This is a genomic window from Novosphingobium sp., from assembly GCF_031424035.1.
Classification (GTDB): Bacteria; Pseudomonadota; Alphaproteobacteria; order Sphingomonadales; family Sphingomonadaceae; genus Novosphingobium.
This window is the reverse complement of record NZ_JANPGP010000035.1, coordinates 57,773-77,569: the sequence shown is the minus strand read 5'-3', so window position 1 is coordinate 77,569 and position 19,797 is coordinate 57,773. Positions and strand designations below refer to the sequence as shown.

The 19,797-nt window shown below is 62.6% G+C and carries 19 protein-coding genes; 10 read left to right on the top strand and 9 right to left on the bottom strand.

Annotated features, from left to right (window positions below; all coding sequences use genetic code 11):
* The 4 genes from hemW to RMO89_RS05275 form a co-directional block, all read right to left on the bottom strand.
* On the bottom strand, nt 1-1,164 hold the full coding sequence (gene hemW / locus RMO89_RS05290) for a radical SAM family heme chaperone HemW (protein ID WP_310531661.1): 1,164 nt from the start codon (nt 1,162-1,164) through the stop codon (nt 1-3).
* A 181-nt stretch (nt 1,165-1,345) separates the two neighbouring features.
* The gene (gene rdgB, locus RMO89_RS05285) at nt 1,346-1,969 is read right to left on the bottom strand and encodes an RdgB/HAM1 family non-canonical purine NTP pyrophosphatase (RefSeq protein WP_310531660.1); all 624 of its coding nucleotides are present in this window, start codon (nt 1,967-1,969) and stop codon (nt 1,346-1,348) included.
* 161 nt (nt 1,970-2,130) lie between these two features.
* The gene (gene rph, locus RMO89_RS05280) at nt 2,131-2,847 is read right to left on the bottom strand and encodes a ribonuclease PH (protein WP_310531658.1); all 717 of its coding nucleotides are present in this window, start codon (nt 2,845-2,847) and stop codon (nt 2,131-2,133) included.
* Nucleotides 2,848-2,872: 25 nt separating this feature from the next.
* Nucleotides 2,873-3,304 (bottom strand): BPSL0067 family protein, encoded by a 432-nt coding sequence (locus tag RMO89_RS05275; RefSeq protein ID WP_310531657.1) that lies wholly within the window; start codon nt 3,302-3,304, stop codon nt 2,873-2,875.
* An 83-nt stretch (nt 3,305-3,387) separates the two neighbouring features.
* On the opposite strand from RMO89_RS05275, the gene hrcA reads away from it, so the two are divergent.
* From hrcA to RMO89_RS05260, 3 genes are all read left to right on the top strand, one after another.
* Nucleotides 3,388-4,428 carry a heat-inducible transcriptional repressor HrcA gene (gene hrcA, locus RMO89_RS05270; protein ID WP_310531656.1) on the top strand — a complete coding sequence of 347 codons (1,041 nt, stop codon included), beginning with the start codon at nt 3,388-3,390 and terminating at the stop codon, nt 4,426-4,428.
* 40 nt (nt 4,429-4,468) lie between these two features.
* Nucleotides 4,469-5,041, top strand: a complete 573-nt coding sequence (locus RMO89_RS05265) for a nucleotide exchange factor GrpE (protein WP_310531655.1) — start codon at nt 4,469-4,471, stop codon at nt 5,039-5,041.
* Nucleotides 5,042-5,124: 83 nt separating this feature from the next.
* Complete coding sequence (locus RMO89_RS05260; RefSeq protein WP_310531654.1) at nt 5,125-5,928, top strand: SDR family oxidoreductase; 804 nt, start codon at nt 5,125-5,127, stop codon at nt 5,926-5,928.
* Here RMO89_RS05260 and RMO89_RS05255 read toward each other — a convergent pair.
* The 4 genes from RMO89_RS05255 to RMO89_RS05240 all read right to left on the bottom strand — a co-directional run bounded on the left by RMO89_RS05255 (nt 5,925) and on the right by RMO89_RS05240 (nt 8,805).
* Complete coding sequence (locus RMO89_RS05255; protein ID WP_310531653.1) at nt 5,925-7,097, bottom strand: indoleamine 2,3-dioxygenase; 1,173 nt, start codon at nt 7,095-7,097, stop codon at nt 5,925-5,927. The two genes, RMO89_RS05260 and RMO89_RS05255, sit on opposite strands and share 4 nt — an antisense overlap.
* A gap of 110 nt (nt 7,098-7,207) precedes the next feature.
* A complete protein-coding gene (locus RMO89_RS05250; RefSeq protein ID WP_310531652.1) occupies nt 7,208-7,816 on the bottom strand; it encodes a hypothetical protein in 609 nt (202 codons plus the stop codon).
* A gap of 2 nt (nt 7,817-7,818) precedes the next feature.
* Complete coding sequence (locus RMO89_RS05245) at nt 7,819-8,319, bottom strand: vgr related protein (protein ID WP_310531651.1); 501 nt, start codon at nt 8,317-8,319, stop codon at nt 7,819-7,821.
* A gap of 3 nt (nt 8,320-8,322) precedes the next feature.
* Nucleotides 8,323-8,805: a copper chaperone PCu(A)C gene (locus tag RMO89_RS05240; protein WP_310531650.1), complete on the bottom strand. Its 483-nt coding sequence runs from the start codon at nt 8,803-8,805 to the stop codon at nt 8,323-8,325.
* Between the two features lie 175 nt (nt 8,806-8,980).
* On the opposite strand from RMO89_RS05240, the gene dnaK reads away from it, so the two are divergent.
* Together dnaK and dnaJ are read left to right on the top strand one after the other, a co-directional pair.
* Complete coding sequence (gene dnaK / locus RMO89_RS05235; protein WP_310531649.1) at nt 8,981-10,891, top strand: molecular chaperone DnaK; 1,911 nt, start codon at nt 8,981-8,983, stop codon at nt 10,889-10,891.
* 123 nt (nt 10,892-11,014) lie between these two features.
* Entirely contained in the window at nt 11,015-12,151 is a 1,137-nt protein-coding gene (gene dnaJ / locus RMO89_RS05230; protein ID WP_310531648.1) for a molecular chaperone DnaJ, read from the top strand.
* Nucleotides 12,152-12,328: 177 nt separating this feature from the next.
* Here dnaJ and RMO89_RS05225 read toward each other — a convergent pair whose 3' ends face one another.
* Nucleotides 12,329-14,653 carry a patatin-like protein gene (locus tag RMO89_RS05225; protein WP_310531646.1) on the bottom strand — a complete coding sequence of 775 codons (2,325 nt, stop codon included), beginning with the start codon at nt 14,651-14,653 and terminating at the stop codon, nt 12,329-12,331.
* Nucleotides 14,654-14,724: 71 nt separating this feature from the next.
* Here RMO89_RS05225 and radA point away from each other — a divergent pair, with 71 nt between their 5' ends.
* Genes radA through alr form a run of 5 tightly spaced genes read left to right on the top strand, consistent with a single transcriptional unit; the run spans nt 14,725 to nt 19,783 of the window.
* A complete protein-coding gene (gene radA, locus RMO89_RS05220; RefSeq protein WP_310531645.1) occupies nt 14,725-16,092 on the top strand; it encodes a DNA repair protein RadA in 1,368 nt (455 codons plus the stop codon).
* A gap of 11 nt (nt 16,093-16,103) precedes the next feature.
* On the top strand, nt 16,104-16,637 hold the full coding sequence (locus tag RMO89_RS05215; RefSeq protein ID WP_310531644.1) for a CvpA family protein: 534 nt from the start codon (nt 16,104-16,106) through the stop codon (nt 16,635-16,637).
* Between the two features lie 10 nt (nt 16,638-16,647).
* Nucleotides 16,648-17,067, top strand: a complete 420-nt coding sequence (locus RMO89_RS05210; RefSeq protein ID WP_310531643.1) for an iron-sulfur cluster assembly scaffold protein — start codon at nt 16,648-16,650, stop codon at nt 17,065-17,067.
* 51 nt (nt 17,068-17,118) lie between these two features.
* A complete protein-coding gene (locus RMO89_RS05205; protein ID WP_310531641.1) occupies nt 17,119-18,759 on the top strand; it encodes an MFS transporter in 1,641 nt (546 codons plus the stop codon).
* Nucleotides 18,749-19,783 carry an alanine racemase gene (gene alr / locus RMO89_RS05200; protein WP_310531640.1) on the top strand — a complete coding sequence of 345 codons (1,035 nt, stop codon included), beginning with the start codon at nt 18,749-18,751 and terminating at the stop codon, nt 19,781-19,783. Before RMO89_RS05205 ends, alr begins: the two co-directional genes overlap by 11 nt.
* The last annotated feature ends 14 nt before the right edge of the window (nt 19,784-19,797 follow it).

The window sequence follows — 19,797 nt, the reverse complement described above, 5'->3', positions numbered from 1 at the left end:
TCAGGCCGTCTCTTCCGTATCGAACAGCGCGTCCGGAACGATCGCGCCAAGCAGGCCGTCAAGCAGTGCGAACCCTCTCTCGGTCACGCCGATGCAGCTACCCCGCTGCCAGGCGAGGCCCTGTCGCTCATAGAAGGCTAGCCTGTCAGCATCGAACAGGTCTGCCATCGGCAAGCCGAGGCGCGCAGAGAGCTGTGCCAGATCCATCCCCTCGGTCAGCCGCAACCCCATCAGCATCGCCTCCGAAGCCATTTCGCGGCGGCCGAGCTTGCGCGATTCGGCAATGCCATGGCCATTGCGCGCCATGGCATCGAGCCAGTTCTCCGGCTTGCGATGCCGCACGGTCGTCTCGCCCATGCGCCGCCCGTGCGCGCCCGGTCCGATGCCCAGCGTGTCGCGGTAATGCCAATAGGAGAGGTTGTGCCGGCTGCGCTCGCCCGGCTTGGCGTGGTTGCTGATTTCGTAAGCGGGCAGGCCGAAGGCAGCGGTCATGGCGCGGGTCTGCGCAAACATATTTGCTGCAGTGTCCTCACCCAGCGGCTCGAACTGGTTCTGCCGCACCATCGTCTCGAACTTGGTGCCGGGTTCGATGGTCAGCTGGTAGAGCGAAAGATGCCCGGTTCCGAAGGATATTGCGCGGGAAAGTTCTGATTCCCATGCCTTTTCGCTTTGACCGGGAAGGGCATAGATCAGATCAAAACTGACGCGTTTGAAGAATTGTTGCGCAACATCGAGTGCAGCAAGGCCTTCATCAACCGAATGCAGACGCCCCAGAAATTTCAACGCCGCATCATCGAGCGATTGCAGGCCCAGCGACACGCGGTTGACCCCGGCACCCGCCAGCGCGGCATAGTTCGCTGCCTCTACCGACGAGGGATTACCCTCCAGCGTGATTTCGATATCCGGCGCGAATCCCCACAGCCTCTCGGCCTCTGCCAGTAGCGCCGCGACTACGGCGGGCGGCATCAGGCTGGGTGTGCCGCCGCCGAAGAAGATGCTCTCAAGCGGTTCGCCACCAGCGACTTCGGCTTCGTGGCACATGTCGGCGATCAACGCCGCCTGCCACTGCGCCGCATCCACCGAATCGCGGACATGGCTGTTGAAGTCGCAATAGGGGCACTTCTTCAGGCAGAACGGCCAATGGATGTAGAGCGCGCGGGCCATGGTTTTCCTGCTACATCAATTTCAACGTCATGCTGAACTTGTTTCAGCATCCATCGTGCCTCTAGACCGGAGCAGACCGATTACGAGCGAACGGCGCCGTGACTTTACCTCCGCGTGTTTAGAGCCTGGGGCGAAATGGATCCTGAAACGAGTTCAGGATGACGGGAAGAGAACATTGCGTTCAATTCCCGAACTGGTCTTTCACCAGCTTCGCAAAGGCATCGGCGCGGTGGCTGATGGCGTGTTTTTCTTCCGGATCGTGCTCGGCAAAGGTGCGCGTATCGCCCAGCGGCACGAACACCGGGTCATAGCCAAAACCCATCGTACCACGCGGGGGCCAGGTTAGCGTGCCGTTGGCGCGGCCTTCATAGACGGCGCTCTCTCCATCGGGCCATGCAATCGCCAGGACGCAGGAGAACCAGCAGGAGCGATCCACGTCCGGCCCCAATTCGGCGAGCATGCCTTCGACCTTGCCCATCGCCATGTACCAGTCACGGCCGGGTTTGCCCTCAAACCACTGCCGCTCGGCCCAGTCGGCGGTATAAACACCCGGCCTTCCGACCAGCGCAGTAACTGACAGGCCGGAATCGTCGGCCAGTGAGACGATCCCGCTGGCCTCAGCGGCAGCGCGCGCCTTGATCAGCGCGTTCTCGACAAATGTCGTGCCGGTTTCCTCCGGCTCGGCCAGGCCGAGCGCTCCGGCGGAAATGCAGTCCACACCATAAGGCGCGAGCAGGGCGGAAATCTCTTTCAGCTTGCCCGCATTGTGCGTGGCGATGACGAGTTTTCCGGAGAGATTGGTCATGGCTTCATATCCTCTCCATTTTCACGCAGTGCAAATGGGGAGGTGGCACCGCGCAGCGGTGACGGAGGGGTTTCTCCGTCGGCGTCGATGCCCCTCCGTCTCGTCCTGCGGACGATCCACCACCCCAAATGTGCTGCGCAAATTTGGAGAGGATCGGCATATTACCTACCCACCGCTTTAGCCTGCGCTGCGAAGATCCGGTCGCAACCGATGCGGGCGAGACGCAGGAGGCGCAGTAGGCCTTCCTCGTCATATGTCGCGCCTTCGGCCGTGGCCTGGACCTCCGCGATGTGGCCGCCTTCGATCAGCACGAAGTTGGCGTCGGCATCGGCCGAGCTGTCCTCGATGTAGTCGAGATCAAGCACCGGCACGCCTTCGCAGATGCCGCAGGAAACGGCTGCGACGCGGCGCGGCATGGGGTCTTCGGTGATCAGCCCCTTGGCCATCAGGCCATCGATGGCGAGGCGCAGCGCCACCCATGCGCCAGAGATCGAGGCAGTGCGGGTGCCGCCGTCAGCCTGGATCACGTCGCAATCGAGCACGATCTGGCGCTCGCCGAGCTTCTTCATGTCAACCACCGAGCGCAGCGAACGGCCGATCAGCCGCTGGATTTCCTGCGTGCGTCCCGACTGCTTACCCTTGGCCGCTTCACGGCTGCCGCGCGTGTGCGTGGCGCGGGGGAGCATCGAATATTCGCCCGTAACCCAACCTTCGCCCTTACCGCGCAGGAACGACGGCACCTTTTCCTCGACGCTTGCGGTACACAGGACCTTGGTATTGCCAAAGCTCACCAGCACCGAACCTTCGGCATGAATGGTGAATTTCGTCTCGAAAGTGAGGGAGCGCATTTCGTCAGGCGCACGGCCGGAAGGTCGCATTAAAAATTCCTTATTGATAAAACAATCACAACTCAATCACGCAGTAGTTCTTTTCGGCAACTTGGGCCCAAGTCTTAAAAGATTTTGATAATGCCTTCCCGCCTTGAATGACATATTGTTCGTAAACGTAAATTCCTTTACTGTCCTTTGAATCAAAAATAGCCGTGTGGAAATTGTACTTTCCTTTTGCATTAAACCACGCTATGGCAGTTCCAGAATTAATAGAAACTCCTTTTTGTAACTTTTTTCCTGCCTTCCACTTATCTGTTTTTGTCAACGTAAGTGAGCCACAGACACGCTTTACATACGAAACGCACTGGCCAAGGTAATCAGGAGAATCGGTCACGGCCCCTTTTGGCAGGATTGAAACTGGCTTCAATTTTGAAGTCGGAGCTGAGCACCATTTTCCGATGGGCGCATCGGAAGCGCTTTTGTAGTTGCTCGAAATATGTGGCATAAGTCGACCCCTTCCCCCTTTTCGACACCCCCGTTATCGTAAACAAGGTTTGGCAAAATTAAAGCACTGTCTACGTTGCGCGAATGCCCAACCCACCCATCACCGAACTGACCACCCGCGCACGCGACATCTTTCGTCTCGTGGTCGAAGGGTATCTGTCCACTGGCCAGCCGGTGGGATCGAAGACGCTTGCCGTTTCGGGGCTCAACCTGTCGCCGGCTTCGATCCGTTCGGTGCTGCATGATCTGGAGCATCTTGGCCTGCTCGCCGCGCCGCATACCTCGGCTGGGCGGATGCCGACCGAGGTGGGGCTGCGGCTGTTCGTTGACGGGATGATGCAGGTAGCCGAGCCGACCCATGCCGAGCGCACGGCCATCGAACGCCAGCTTGCCGCACCGGGACCGATCGAGGCGGCGCTGGCGGCGGCGAGCAGTGTCCTGTCCGACCTTTCCGCCTGCGCCGGAGTCGTCATGGTGCCGCGCCGCGAACCTCGTTTGCAGCACTTGCAGCTTGTCGCGCTGTCGCCCGGCAAGGCACTGGCGGTGCTGGTGGGCGAGGACGGCGGGATCGAGAACCGCGTGGTCGATGTGCCCGCGCACCTGCCACCATCAGCACTTGAGGCGGCATCGAATTACCTTTCCGCCCAGCTTGTTGGCCGCACGCTCAGTGAAGCCGTGCGCGCGATCCGCGCCGAGATCGCTTCGGGCAAGAGCGCGCTCGATGCCGCGAGCCGCGATCTGGTCGAACGCGGGCTGGCCTTGTGGAGCGAAGATGCCCTCAAACGCCCGGTGCTGATCGTGCGCGGCGCATCCAACCTGCTTGACGATGCAGCGATCACCGACCTCGAACGGGTGCGGCAGTTGCTCGACGATCTCGAGAGCAAGCAGTCGGTCGCCGAACTGCTCGACGCCGCGCGCGAGGCTGATGCGACCCGCATATTTATCGGCGCGGAGAACCGGCTTTTCGCGCTTTCCGGCTCTTCGGTGATCGCTTCGCCTTATCGCGACCGGGAGGGCCGGGTCGTCGGAGTCGTAGGTGTAATCGGCCCGACTCGGTTGAATTATGCGCGCGTCGTCCCCATGGTGGATTTCACGGCCCATTCACTGGGCAAACTGATCGGCTAGATCGGTTCTTTGGTACATAAACACAGGGTTTTTTGAAGACATGAGCGAAGATACCAAGCCGCAGGACGACCCCGCGGTGGCAGCAGAATTGAACGGCGTACCCGAGGATCTGGTTGATCTCGACAAGGCGAGCGATTCGCTCGACGATGCGTTGTCGCACCTTCGCAGCGACCTTGACGCCGCCAAGCAGGAAATTCTCTACGCCAAGGCCGAGACGCAGAACGTGCGCCGCCGGCTGGAAAAGGACGTGGCCGACGCGCGCACTTATGCCGCGACCGGATTCGCGCGCGACATCCTCTCGGTGTCGGATAACCTCAGCCGTGCGCTCGATGCGATTGGCGCGGATCTGCGCGAGGATGACAAGGCAAAGAGTTTCATCGCTGGCATTGAAGCCACTGCGCGCGAGATCGAGAAGGTGTTCGGCGCCCACGGCATCAGCCGCATCGCCGCTGTCGGCCTGCCGCTCGATCCCAACCAGCATCAGGCCATGCTCGAAGTGCCTTCCGCCGATGCCGAACCCGGCACCGTGCTGCAGGAACTTCAGGCCGGCTACATGATCAAGGACCGCCTGCTGCGGCCCGCGATGGTGGCGGTTTCCAAAAAGCCGGATTGATATCGGCGGGGCGGAATGACGACCCTTTCCAATTGCGATTAGGTTTGCGACACTCCTGTCGATATTTCGGCAGGAGTTTTCGTATGGACGTCGCAGGCAAAGTCGTAGTCGTCACCGGCGGAGGTGGCGGCATCGGTGCGGGTATTGCCGAGGCCTTTGCCGAGGCTGGCGCAATGGTGGCGATCACCGATATCAACGGCGACTGGGCGCAGGCCGAGGCAGCGCGGATCGGGCGGGGCACCATTGCTTTCCCGCACGACGTGACTTCGCCCGAAAGCTGGGCGCAGGTGAAGTCCGGCGTTGAGGCTGTGTGCGGGCCAGTCGACGTGCTGTGCAACAACGCGGGAATTTCACTGCCGTTCAAGCCGATGGAGGACATCACCCTTGACCAGTTCGACCGGGTCATGGCGATCAACGTGCGCGGCGTGTTCCTGGGGTGTCATCTTTTCATGGGCGAGATGAAGGCGCGGGGAAGCGGCCACATCGTCAACACAAGTTCGGTCAACGGCCAGCTGCCGCATGGCACTTTCGCCTGCTATTCGGCGAGCAAATTTGCCGTGGCGGCGCTATCGGAATCGATCAGGCAGGAGCTGGCGCCGTTCGGCGTCGGCGTCTCGATCCTTTATCCCGGCCTGACTCGCAGCCGCATGTCCGAAGGCCAGATGGACGACCTTCCGGACGAGATCAAAGCGGCGATCGCCGGCAAAATGATGGAGCCGGTCTGGCTAGGCCGCGCGGTCGTTCGCGCGGTCCAGGAAAACCAGCTCCATATCATTACCCACCCTGATCACCTCGATGCCCTCAAGGCACGGGTTGATGCGCTTTACGCGGCGTTCGGTGAACCGGCGCAGCCTGATTTTGCGGGCGGGCGGATCGGCGAGGGCTAGACCAACTGCGCCGCGTTTTCGTCGCGGTGCTTCTTGAGGTATTTCATGAATGGCGTGCCGCCGGTGCCGACATCGGGATCGTTGCCCGGCTCGTTCGACGCCTGCTTGTTGATATAGCTCGCCGCATATTCGAGGTGCCGCGTGCGGAACCGCACGACCTGCTCGAGGTTGGCGTTGAACGCGTCCTTCAGGCTTTCCGATCCTGAACCGACAACAAAAGCACGCAGGTTTGATTTCGCGCCGAGGTCTTCGATGAATCGGCGGTGCGGGACGGGGCGGTAGAAGTGCAGTTCGTCAAGAAAGGCTTTCAACGGATCGTCGCTGTGGCGCACGCCAACCAGCGCGTCCATCGACGGCACGATCGAGCTTTGCGATCCGGTCTGCCCGCGGAAGGGCTGCGGCGCACCGGCGAACTTGTCGACGTCTTCATAGACCAGCCCGCCGCCCAGCGCCGGGTTGTTCGCCCAGCCGTGAATCCACGGGCGCACACGGTGGAAATAGACGTAGGGATCGCAGCGTTCGGGCATACGCTTGAACACGTCGTAGATGCGTTCCCACGCGGCGTGGTTCTCCAGCAGCAGCGCCTCGCAAGTCGCGGCATCGCCGACATCGGAAGCGGCGATCAGCTTGACAGCGTTGTCGAGCAGGACGCCGGCTTCCAGTTCGATGCCGATGTGGACCAGCACGAACCAGTTCTCGTCATCACCGCCGGCAAAATTCTGAACCATGCGGACATTGTCGAGCGCGAGCGGCGCGGACTTGTCGATCCGCGCCCAGTTATCGAGCACGTAGCCCGAATAGGGCAGGAGCGGAGCCTGACCAAGCCGGTCGGCCACGGCAACCATCGGCCGGGCGAGGTTGGCGGGAAGGTGGGCAGGGGCGTCATGCTCGCCCCAGACGTAGGCCTGCACGAGGAACGAGAGGTGGACCATGGCGCGGCGGACCTGCTCTTCGGGGGCGGACTGCGCCCATTCGCTGAGGTCGATCGCGGGGAGGCGGTTAAGCCAGTGCCGCACCTTGCCCGAAGTGATCAGGCCCGAGAGTGTCTCGGCGGCGTGGAGGTAGGGGGCGAATTCAGCGGGGAGGTCTACCTCGTCGATTTCGAAATGCGATAGGAAGCCGCGGTCGCGCGACATGCCATAGTCGGATAACTGCATGGTTTCGCTCATGGGCCGGGCGCGGGTTCGGCCGCCCGGAATGGTTTCCGTTGTTACCGGTTTAGCGGGGCCTCACAAGCCCAGGCCGGTCAATTTGCACTGCCCCTCATTTGCCCCGGCGCTCAGTTGCCCCAACCCATCGTACGTTCCGGCGTCGGCGCACTGCCCATGTAGATCGGATCGCGCGACACGGTCTTGCGGATCGGCTTGCTAGGCGCATAGCTGGCGTTCTCGCCGCGACCCTTGAGCTTCTTGAATGTGGAGATCTGCACCCCGGTCAGCCGGTTGGTACTGACATCGCGGCCATCATGCGCCCAGGTCCGGCTGTAGAGCGAAACATCATCCCCGATCAGCCGCATCTTCCGCACCATTGGATCAAACCGCCACCGATAGGTCGAGGACAGCGCGGTGGTGCCGCCGGTCAGGTCATCAACGATAAGCACACCGCGCAATACCTTGAGTTCGGCGCTGCCCAGCGGGCTGGGATCCATCTCCGCCTGCCCGATCTTGACGAGCCCGCGCGGCGAATCTGCCACAACCACCAGCAGGCGCTCATCATCCTTCACCGCCACGGCAGCGACATCGACCAGCCCGTCGCCCGTCAGATCGGCGTCGACCCGCGTTTCAACTTCCGCGCCAATCGGCAGGAACTTGCCAAGGTCAGGAACCGACTGGGCCTGAGCCGGGGCCGAAACCAGCAGGGCGCCAAAGACAAGGACCAAGCGTTTCATCATCAGGCTCCAGCATAGCCGGTCCCGGGGAACCGAACCACGGCATCATAGGCGCTGCGCGGAGGCTTGCCAGCCACTATCACGTCGTTCCGAAGCAGGAACGCATGGCGGACGATGTCGGCTTGCTGCTCGATACCATAGGCCTCCAGCGGTTTGCCCGGCACCAGCTCATAGTCATAGCGGCAGAACGGATGTCGCATCAGCACCAGCCAGAACCTTCCGCGTTGCTGCGCTTGCCAGACATGGACCATTTCATGGATGAACAGGCCCTTGAGCGACCACGACGCCTGCGAGAAATCGTCGCAATACTGCGTGCCCTCGGGGTGGAAGTGCAGGTGGCCCATAGGCGCCATCACCACGCGCGCCGGCTGGAAGGGGAACCATTTGCGCCGGCGGATCGTCACCGGATCGGGATCGACCGCGCTACCGAAGACCGAGCGCACAAGTGCGCGCTCGCCTTCGGTCAGGGGGCGTTCCCTGCCTGCCGGGCAGGCATGATTCATCGATCAGTTGCCCGCAGCAGCCGCCGGTGCCACTACCGGCAGGTTCGTCACCAGCGCATCTCCAGTGTCAAAGTTGATCTTGAGCTCGGAGTCCACCCCCGGCTTGAGACCGGGCTTCAACCCTGTGACCATGACGTGCCGCCCGCCGGGCGCGAAGGCCATGGAGCTGCCCGCCGCGACCACCACGTCATGCGCCATGGTCATCGAGGAATGGCCGCCCTTGTCGACCGTATCGTGAATCATCGCCATGTCGCCGCCCGCGACTTCGATCGACAGGATCTTACGCGGCTTGGCGGAGGAATTGACGAGAGTGAAATAGACCGCACCCGGGCTGTCCTTGACGATCGGCAGAACCAGACGCGGGTCCGTCACTTGCAAGCCTTCAACCGTGGATTTCGTGACAACGACTTCGTTCTTCCCCTCCGAGCAACCCGCAAGCAGCAGAAGCGAAACAGCAAGGGCGGGGGCAAGCAGACGAGCACGCATGGGAAGCAACCTTTCGGACCAGTTTGATACGCCGGATCACTTAGGTGCGTGATACCCTTGTGCCAAGCGAAAGCAGACCTATATCGCGCTTCGAACGAGCCGCGGGGCCACTCTGCCGACTATCGGGGAGGGGCCAAAGCGGTGTCCAACTGCAAGACGTGAGGAATAGGGAATAATGGCAAAGGTAATCGGGATCGACCTTGGCACCACCAACAGCTGCGTGGCTGTGATGGATGGGGGGAAGCCCAAGGTCATCGAAAATGCTGAAGGCGCGCGTACCACGCCTTCGATCGTTGCTTTCACCAAGGATGGCGAACGCCTGATCGGCCAGCCGGCAAAGCGCCAGGCGGTAACGAACGGCGACAACACGATTTTCGCGGTGAAGCGCCTCATCGGCCGCCGCTTTGACGATCCGGTGACCAAGAAGGACACCGAACTGGTTCCTTATCCCATCGTCAAGGGCAAGAACGGCGACGCATGGGTCAAGGCCGGCGGCGAAGACTATTCGCCCAGCCAGGTCTCCGCCTTCATCCTTCAGAAGATGAAGGAAACCGCCGAGGCCTATCTCGGCGAAACCGTGACGCAGGCCGTCATCACCGTTCCCGCCTACTTCAACGACGCCCAGCGCCAGGCAACCAAGGATGCCGGCCTGATCGCCGGTCTTGAAGTGCTGCGCATCATCAACGAGCCGACGGCGGCTGCGCTGGCTTACGGCCTCGACAAGAACGACGGCAAGACCATCGCGGTCTATGACCTTGGCGGCGGCACCTTCGACGTCTCGATCCTCGAGATCGGCGACGGCGTGTTCGAAGTGAAGAGCACCAACGGCGACACCTTCCTTGGCGGTGAAGACTTTGACACCCAGGTCGTCGAATGGTTGGCAGAGCAGTTCAAGAAGAAGGAGGGCATGGACCTCCGGACCGACAAGCTTGCCCTGCAACGCCTGAAGGAAGCAGCAGAAAAGGCGAAGATCGAGCTTTCGAGCACGGCTTCGACCGAAATCAACCTGCCCTTCATCACCGCCCGCATGGAAGGCGGCGCCACTACGCCGCTTCACCTTGTTGAGACGATCACCCGCGCCGATCTGGAAAAGATGGTCGCGAACCTGATCGAGCGCACCAAGGAGCCGATGAAGCGCGCACTCGCCGATGCCGGCCTCAAGGCCAGCGACATCGACGACGTCGTGCTGGTCGGCGGTATGACCCGCATGCCGCGCGTTCGCGAAGTCGTGAAGGAATTCTTCGGCAAGGAACCGCACACCGGCGTCAACCCGGATGAAGTCGTTGCCATGGGCGCGGCGATCCAGGCCGGCGTGCTTCAGGGCGACGTCAAGGACGTCCTGCTGCTCGACGTGACCCCGCTGTCGCTGGGCATCGAGACGCTGGGCGGCGTGTTCACCCGCATGATCGATCGCAACACGACGATCCCGACGAAGAAGAGCCAGGTCTATTCGACAGCTGAGGACAACCAGCAGGCCGTGACCATCCGCGTTTTCCAGGGCGAGCGCGAAATGGCGGCGGACAACAAGCTGCTTGGCCAGTTCGACCTCGTCGGCATCCCGCCGGCGCGTCGCGGTGTGCCGCAGATCGAGGTGATCTTCGACATCGACGCCAACGGCATCGTCCACGTCACGGCGAAGGACAAGGGCACTGGCAAGGAACAGCAGATCAAGATCCAGGCTTCTGGCGGTCTCACCGATTCCGACATCGACCAGATGGTCAAGGACGCGGAAAAGTTCGCTGAAGAGGACAAGAAGCGCCGCGCCGAGGCTGAGGCGAAGAACAACGCTGACAGCCTTGTCCATGCCACCGAGCGTCAGCTCGAAGAGCATGGCGACAAGATCGACGCCAGCCTCAAGGCCGAAGTCGAAGCTGCCATTGCTGAAACCAAGACCGCGATCGAAAGCGGCGATGCGGATGCGATGACGGCCAAGACTCAGGCGCTGACCGAAGTGGCCATGAAGATGGGCCAGTCGATCTACGAGAAGGAACAGGCCGCAGCTGCCTCGCCGGGCGCCGAAGCGAAGCCAGGCGAAGAAGAAGTGGTCGACGCCGAGTTCTCGGAAGTCGACGACAACAAGGGCTGAAAGTAAAAACTGTCGTCATTCCCGCGCAGGCGGGAACCCATCTCCGGCCGATCCTCCTGGACATGACGCAAGAGATGGGCCCCCGCCTGCGCGGGGGTGACGAGGTTTTTCAGGGGAACTGGAATGCCCAGCGCCGAAATAGACTATTACGAATTGCTGGAAGTCTCGCGCGGCGTGGACGATGCGACGCTCAAGTCGTCGTACCGCAAGCTCGCGATGAAATTCCATCCGGACAAGAACCCGGGCTGCGCGGAAAGCGAAGCGAAGTTCAAGGCGATCAGTTCAGCCTATGCGTGTCTTTCCGACCCGCAGAAGCGCGCCGCTTATGACCAGTACGGCCACGCCGCGTTCGAGAACGGCGGCATGGGCGGGGCAGGCGGCATGGGCGGCAACCCGTTCAACGATCTGGGCGATATTTTCGAATCGATCTTCGGCGGTTTCGGCGGCGGCGGCGGTGGTCGCGGCCAGGCACGGCGCGGGGCGGACCTGCGCTATGACCTCGAAATCAGCCTTGACGAGGCGTTCCACGGCAAGTCCGAACAGATCGAGATCGACGTTTCAGTCGCTTGCGAACCCTGCGACGGTTCGGGCGCCACGCCCGGCACCGGCACGAGGCGCTGCAACCTGTGCGGCGGCCACGGCAAGGTCCGCGCGCAGCAGGGCTTCTTCATGGTCGAGCGCACATGCCCGACCTGCCACGGCCGCGGCGAAGTGATCGAAAGCCCCTGCCGTTCGTGCGGCGGCGAAGGCCGGGTCGACCAGCGCCAGACGCTCGACGTCAACATTCCCTCGGGCGTCGATACCGGCACCCGCATCCGCCTCACCGGCAAGGGCGAGGCCGGACCGTTTGGTGCGCCGGCGGGCGATCTCTACATCTTCGTCCACGTGAAGCGCCATTCGGTGTTTGAACGCGACGGCACCACGCTGCTCACCCGCGCGCCGATCACCTTTACCAAGGCAGCACTGGGCGGAGAGATCGAACTCCCCGGCCTCGACGGCACGCGTCACACGATCACCATTCCCGCCGGTATCCAGTCCGGCAAGCAACTCCGCCAGCGCGGCGCGGGCATGCCCGTGCTGCAGGGACGCGGCCGCGGCGATCTGGTGGTCGAAATTCAGGTCGAGACACCGACCAAGCTCTCCGCAAAGCAGAAGGAACTGCTGCGCGAGCTTCAGGAAACCGAGACTGGCGACGAATGCCCGCAGTCGAAGGGTTTCTTCGACCGGATCAAGAACGTGTGGGAAGGGCTGACGGAGTAGGTCGTGGACCCACTCACCTGTCTGAATTCTCGACTTCTCGTTTTTTCCAACTCGCCCACGCGGTAATTGGAACGATCAGGACCAGAAAAAGGATCAGTCGGGAGCTCCACTGGTCAGCGCTGAGAAATGCGATCAGTGCGACGAGAACATAGAAAAACGTCCACGATTGCCAAGGCTTCATGAATCTCCCCCCCCAATCCGGGCCTCAACTTCCGCCCTGATCCCAGCCACCAGCCCCTTGTCAGCCACCAGCTTGCCTTCCTCCTCGTCCAGAATCGCCAGAAACGCCTCCTGCTTGAACTTCGCCAGTTCGCGCGCGTCGAATATCTGGCCTTCGGGCAGGGCGCTCGCAATCAGGTCGATCATCCGCTCCGCCCCGTGCAGCCGGCCCCACAGGTAGTCGTTCTCACGATAAGCCCGGCTGAAAAAGGCGCCGAAATTGAAGAATTCCACCCCGCGCAGGCACTTGGCCGCGCCGCCGGTGCGGATCGAATTGGCATCGTCGGGTGAAATGCGGTCGATCTTCACCGGATCGAACTCGTTGAGGCCCTCGCCGTGCATCAGCGGGAAGGTTACCACATCATAGAACGGGAAGCCGAGGTAGGCGAGCAGCACCTTGCGCCGCAGCGCGCGCGGCATTTCCGCCATGGCTTCGGCAAGGATCGTGTCGGCGACAAGGTCCGCAGCCCGCAGGTCGCGGGTCTGGGCAATGTGATCGAGCACCGCACCGGGATCGACCATGACGTTCGCGGCAAGATCGGTGAACTTTGCGCCAAGCCGCTCCGGACTGTCCGCATCGAAATAGACAGCCAGCGCCCGGTAAACCGCGTCGCGCGCGAAATCGCGGTCAGCGGGCGTGACCTCCGGATCGCCGTCCCAGTCCTGCGTCAACCGCCGCGCCAGCAGGCGCAGCCGCCGGATCCGGTGTTGCAGATCATGGCTGCGGAAAAAGGCAATGGCATCCTCCGAAGCCCCGCCGCGCATGGCCGACAAGTGATCGAGCCCCTGCATGCGCAAGTACCGCAGCAGTGTGCGGGAAAGCAGATCTTCCTCGATCGCCGGGACATATTCATGGATCGTCTTGGCCAGATCATCGATGATCGAGACGAACTTCGCCTGACCATAACCGTGATAGGCGTAGTCGGCCCGCCGCATCGCCGCGTCCTGCGCCTTGGCGCGCCATGCAGTGAGCCGCTTCACGGTTGGCCGGTCAAGGAACAGCGTGCGCCCGAAAGTCAGTTGCACGGCATCCTCCACCTCGGGACGCAGCGCCTCGACAATGCCGCGCAGCCGCTCCATCTCGCGGCTCTGGCGTTCCAGTTCCTCAAGGTTGTCACGCACCGGCTGTTCGCGCGGAATTGATGACAGCGAGCCAAAAATCACTGCGAAGAACCCCGGCGCGCGGGGATCATCATGGCCGAGCCCGCCGACTTCATCGGGCTTGGGATCGATATAGACGAAGCGCCGGTCCACCTCGCGCTGGGCGGGGCGATCGTGCAGCACGCTGATCGCTTCGGAAAATGGCGCGTTGACCAGAACGGAGCCGTCGATCAGCGCCACATCCTCGACATCGCCTTTGCGGGCATGGCCGGGCAAGACGCGCTTGAGGAAGGCTTCGCGCCCGGTCCACTCTGCGCCGCGCTCGTCTGCCAACTGGTCGATCTCTCGCGCCTGCAACGGCGGGAAAGCGCCTGGAAAGCTCGCCGTTGCGCGCGCAGCAAAAACCAGTTCGAGCGGATCGGCAAGGCCGGTGCCGCCCTCTGCGGGCACATTGCGGCGAAAGCCGATCGAGACGCGGTGCTCGCTTTCCTCGACTTGTGGCGGCGAGTGGAGCCGCAGCGTCTGGCTGTGGCCTTTGAAGTCGGTAGTGGTGACAAACAGGTCGAGCGGATGGTCCGGGGGCAACAGCGGATCAGCGGTCGTGCTCGCCGCCATCGAATCCAGCGCCCCGGCCAGAACGCGCGAGAAACCCAGACCGCCAAACGGCGGCTCGAACCAGCGCGAGCGGACAAAGCGTGACAGCTTTGCCCGCACCTCGCGCCGCGTTTCCTGCGCCACGCTGACGGTGACGACATTGCCCGGGCGGGTCAGCAAGTAATGCACCAGCGGCACGGCCCAGAACTTGACGAAGCGGGTCCACAACCGCGCATCGGGATCGAGCATCTTGTCGACGTCGGTATTTTCCAGCCAGAGCGTGGTCAGCGGCTCAAGGCTTTGCCCCGAATGGATCGCCTGAGCGAGGAACACGCCGTTAAGCCCGCCGGCGCTGGCCCCGGCAATGATGTCGATCAGCACCCGCAGGCGCAGGTCATGCGCTTGCTCGACACGCTCCAGCATCCGGCGATAGACCGTCTGGCTGCCTTCGGTGCAGGGGCGATTGCCATGGAAATTGCGGCTGGCGCGCGCCAGTTTCCACAATTCCTTGGTCACGCCGTGCATATAGACGGTGAGGCTGACTCCGCCGTAGCAGACGAGCGCGATGCGGAGTTCCTTTTGGCGCATGATGCATGCTTGGCGGGGAAAAGCGCACTTGGCAATTGCGTTCCCGATCCGTTCCGGATAGATCGCCAGCCATGGCCAAGCCCAAACGCCGATATGTCTGCGCCGCCTGCGGCTCCGTTTCATTCCGCTGGCAGGGCCAGTGCGCCGACTGCGGCGAATGGAACACGTTGAGCGAGGAAGCGCCCGCGACGACCTTTTCCACCAAGCATGACTTGTCGAGCGGCGGCCGTCCGCTGGCGTTCGAGGCGCTGGATGCCAAAGGGCAAATGCCGGTGCGACGCTCCACCGGGCTGCCAGAATTTGACCGTGCGCTGGGCGGCGGGTTGGTCCCTGGGTCGGCGATCTTGATGGGCGGCGATCCCGGCATCGGCAAGTCAACGCTGCTGCTGCAAGCCGCTGCAAAGATCGCACAGGCCGGCGGTAACGTCGTCTATGTCAGCGGCGAGGAAGCGACCGGACAGGTGCGACTGCGCGCCGAACGACTCGGGTTGGCGGGAGCCCCGGTGCTGCTCGCCTCAGCCACATCGGTGCGCGATATTTTGACGACACTGGGCGGCATGGACGCCCCGGCGCTTGTCGTCATCGATTCGATCCAGACGATGCATTCCGATATGATCGAAGGCGCACCGGGCACGGTCAGCCAAGTCCGCGCCTCGGCCTTCGAACTGATCCGCTTTGCCAAGGAGGCGGGTTCCGCGTTGGTGCTGGTCGGCCATGTTACCAAAGACGGCTCGATCGCGGGTCCGCGCGTGCTTGAACATATGGTCGACGTTGTCATGGCTTTCGAGGGTGAACGCAGTCACCAGTACCGCATCCTGCGATCGATCAAGAACCGCTTCGGTCCGGTCGATGAAATCGGCGTCTTTGCCATGGCGGGGGCAGGACTTGAGGAAGTGGGCAACCCCTCTGCGCTGTTCCTGTCTGGCCACGAAGACGCCGTTCCCGGCAGCGCCGTGTTCCCGGCGATGGAGGGCACCCGGCCGGTGCTGGTAGAAATCCAGGCGCTGATTGTCCGCCTACAGAGCGGCGCAACCCCGCGGCGCGCAGTGGTCGGGTGGGACAGCGGGCGACTCGCGATGCTGCTCGCCGTGCTCGAGGCAAGGTGCGGGCTCAATTTCTCCAGCGCCGAGGTTTATCTGAATGTCGCGGGCGGTTACCGCTTGTCTGACCCGGCGGCCGACCTTGCTGTTGCCGCCGCGCTGGTCTCCGCACTCAGTGACAAGCCATTGCCCAATGGTCACGTCTGGTTCGGTGAAGTGTCGCTTGCCGGAGAGGTCCGACCGGTCGCTCATTCGGGCCTGCGCCAGCGCGAAGCGGCGAAGCTGGGTTTCAAGGCTGCTGTCATGGCGTCAGATAATGGACAGTCCGTTCCCGACATGCGCCAGCACGCCGTTTCGCACTTGCGGCAAATTGTTGACCGCGTTGTGGGGGAAGAGTAACTTTCGCCTTAATGACAGGGTTCGACATCGGTGTACTGATCGTGGTGGGCGTTACTGCGGCCAGCGGTTTCATGCGGGGTTTCATTCATGAAATCCTCAGCCTCGCCGCGTGGGTGGTTGCCGTGCTGGCGATCCATTACCTTCACAGCCCCCTCACGGAAAAGCTGATCCCCTTTACCGGCGACAAGCTGGGCACCGCCGCCGTGCTCGCTTTCGCGCTGCTGCTGCTGATCCCCTATTTCATCATCAAGATGCTGGCCAAGCGCATGGGTGACATGAGCCGCGATTCCCTGATCGGCCCGATTGATCGGCTGATCGGCTTCGGCTTCGGCGGCATCAAGGGCCTGCTGATCATCGTCATGGGTTTTTCGATCCTGGTGCTGGGCTTCGATACCCTGCGCGGCGTTGGCGGCCGTCCCATGTGGATGACCCAGGCGCGGACCTATCCCTTTGTCAATTCAGGCAGCGAGGCACTGGTCAAGATCATCGCCGAACGCCGCTCTGAAGCCGCGCGGGCAGAACAGAAGCGCCTCAACCGCCAGTGATTGCGGTACAATGCCCAGCAATCCGATGAAGCTTTACACGCCTGAGGTGCTCTCGCTGGCGACGCAGCTCGCGCGCTGGCCGCACGATCCGGAAATGCCGCTGCAAGGCCGTGCCCGATCGTCAAGTTGCGGATCGGTGCTGGCGATGTCGCTGGCGCTGGATGATGCGGGCGCGATCGAGAAAATCGGACTTTCCGCTCAGGCCTGCGCCATCGGTCAAGCCTCCGCCGCGATTTTTGCCGAAGCAGCTCCAGGGCAGGGCAAGGCTGACCTGCAGACCGCATTGGCCAGTATCGAAACATGGCTAAAGGGCGAGGGGCCGCAGCCTGACTGGCCCGGCCTTTCGGCCATCGATGCCGCAAAAGACTATCCCGCGCGCCACGGAGCGGTACTTTTGCCATGGAAATCCGCGCTGGATGCGCTTCCCTAAGCCGCGCCTGCCCGCTAGAGGAACGGCAATTGATCGGGCGGGGACCTAGAAATGAACGAACCAGCGCGGCATCCGGACGTCAAACCAAGCGATGTTCAACCCAGCGACAAGGAAATCAGGCTCGTCATCGCAGCCAGTTCCATGGGCACGGTGTTCGAATGGTATGATTTCTTCATCTACGGCACGCTCGCCGCGATCATTGGCAAGACCTTCTTTCCATCAGGCAATGCCACGTTGGAAACGCTGCTCGTCTGGGCCGGTTTCGCCGTAGGCTTCGGCTTCCGCCCGCTCGGCGCGATCCTGTTCGGCTATATCGGCGACAAGCTGGGCCGCAAGTACACCTTCCTCGTCACAGTTACCCTAATGGGCATCGCCACCGCTGGTGTCGGCCTGATCCCGTCTGCGGCATCGATCGGCATTGCCGCGCCAATCATCGTGATCCTGCTGCGCGTGTTGCAAGGGCTGGCGCTCGGCGGTGAATATGGCGGAGCCGCGATCTATGTTGCCGAACATGCGCCGCCCGAACGGCGCGGGTTCTTCACCGGATTCGTTCAGGCCAGCGTGGTCGGCGGCTTCGTGCTCAGTCTGGTCGTGGTGCTCGGCTGCAAGGCCTTTCTCAGCCCCGAGGACTGGGCCACATGGGGCTGGCGCGTGCCGTTCCTGCTGTCGATCATCCTGCTCGGCATCTCGCTGTGGATGCGGCTGATGCTATCGGAAAGCCCGGTCTTCCGCGCCATGCAGGAAGAGGGTGAGATCGCCGGCAATCCCTTTGTCGAAAGCTTCACCTACCCCGGCAACAAGAAGCGCATCTTCATCGCCCTGTTCGGCATCGCCGCCGGCCTGACGGTGATCTGGTACACGGCGATGTTCTCTGCGCTGAGCTTCCTCAAGGGACCAATGCGGGTGGCGGATACCACGGCGGAAGTGGTCGTTGGCCTTGCTGCTGCCTGCGGCATGGTATTCTTCGTAATCTTCGGGCAAATGTCTGACCGGATCGGCCGCAAGAAGCCCATCGTCATCGGCTATGTGCTGACGCTGCTGCTGCTGTTCCCGGCATTCTGGGCGATTGGCAATGCCGCCAATCCCGGTCTCGCTGCTGCTGCGCAGAACGCGCCGGTTGTCGTCGGCGGGCCGGACTGTTCTTACAACCTGTTCGACGCCGAGCAGAAGACCGATTGCGGCAAATTGCTGGCCGATCTCGCCGGCGTCGGCGTTGCCTACCAGCGCGTTGAAAGCAGCGCACTGATGCTGACGGTCGGCGGCAGGGCGCTACCGCTCGAAGCCTATCCCTTCGCTGACAAGGCCGCGCGCGGCAAGCAGTTGCAGGCCTGGCTGGGCGAGGCGGGCTATGACCTCAGGAAGATCCAGCCGTCTGCCGGAAGCCTGTTCACGATCTTCCTCTGCCTGCTGGGCCTGATGTTCCTTTCAGGCATGACATACGGCCCGGTGGCGGCCCTGTTGTCCGAAATGTTCCCGCCGAAGATCCGCTACAGTTCGATGTCGATCCCCTACCACATCGGCACCGGCTATTTCGGCGGCTTCCTGCCGCTGATAGCCAGCATGATCGTCGCGCTCAATGGTAATCCGTTCTCGGGGCTGTGGTACACGTGGATCATCGTTGCCGTGGCCTTCGTCGTCGCCATGTGGGGCCTGAAGGGCGGACCGCCGCGCGACTTCGAAGATGACGCCTGAACCGCCGCTTCGGCTGCGCCTTGATCGCGAAGCGCTTGCCGCCAACTGGCGGCGGCTGGACGCGCTGTCCGGCAAGGCGCGTGCGGGGGCGGCGGTCAAGGCGGATGCCTATGGGCTGGGGGCCCGGCGCGTTGCCAAGGTGCTCGCTGATGCCGGCTGCCGGGATTTCTTCGTGGCCTATGCGGGCGAGGCGGCCGAACTGGACGGCGTGATCGACCCCGCCGCGATCAGTGTGCTTCACGGGCCGCTGGGCGACTATGACACTGCCTACATGAAGCAGGCCGGCCTGCGCCCGACGATCAACTCGCTCGCGCAGGCGGCGCGCTGGCTGAAGGCCGGGGGCGGGGCCTGCGACCTGATGGTCGACACCGGGATCAAGCGGCTTGGACTGCCGATGGCAGAGCTCGGCGACGAACTGGTCAGCCGGCTGGGTATCTGCACACTGATGTCACACCTTGCCTCGGCGGATGAGGATTCCCCCCTCAACGCCCAGCAGCGCGCACGGTGGACGGAGGCGCGCGCTGCGGTACAGGCGCGCGATTACAGCCTCGCAAACTCGGCCGGAATCGTGCTCGGCGCAGAATATCACGGCACGCTGACCCGCCCGGGCCTGGCGCTTTACGGCGGTGTACCGCGCGCCGAACTGACGGGCGAAGTCGCCAGTGTGGCGAAACCTGCGGCGAAGATCATGCAAGTGCGTGAACTGTCCGCTGGCGATACAGTGGGCTACAACGCCACCTTCACTGCGTCGCGCCCAATGCGCGTCGGAGTTGTCGCGCTGGGCTATGCCGACGGATTTTTGCGCTGCTGGTCGGGCAAGGGAATGCTGCGCAGCAACGGGTGCGAATTGCCTGTTCTGGGCCGCGTTTCGATGGACATGACAGTGATCGACCTTTCCGCCGCACCCACGCTAAGTGAGGGCGACTGGGTCGAAGTGGACTATGACCTGCCGCAGGCTTCGCATATTTCAGGCCTTTCGCAATACGAGCTTCTCACCCTGCTGGGACGCCGGTTTTCGCGCTGACCTGATCAGATTGC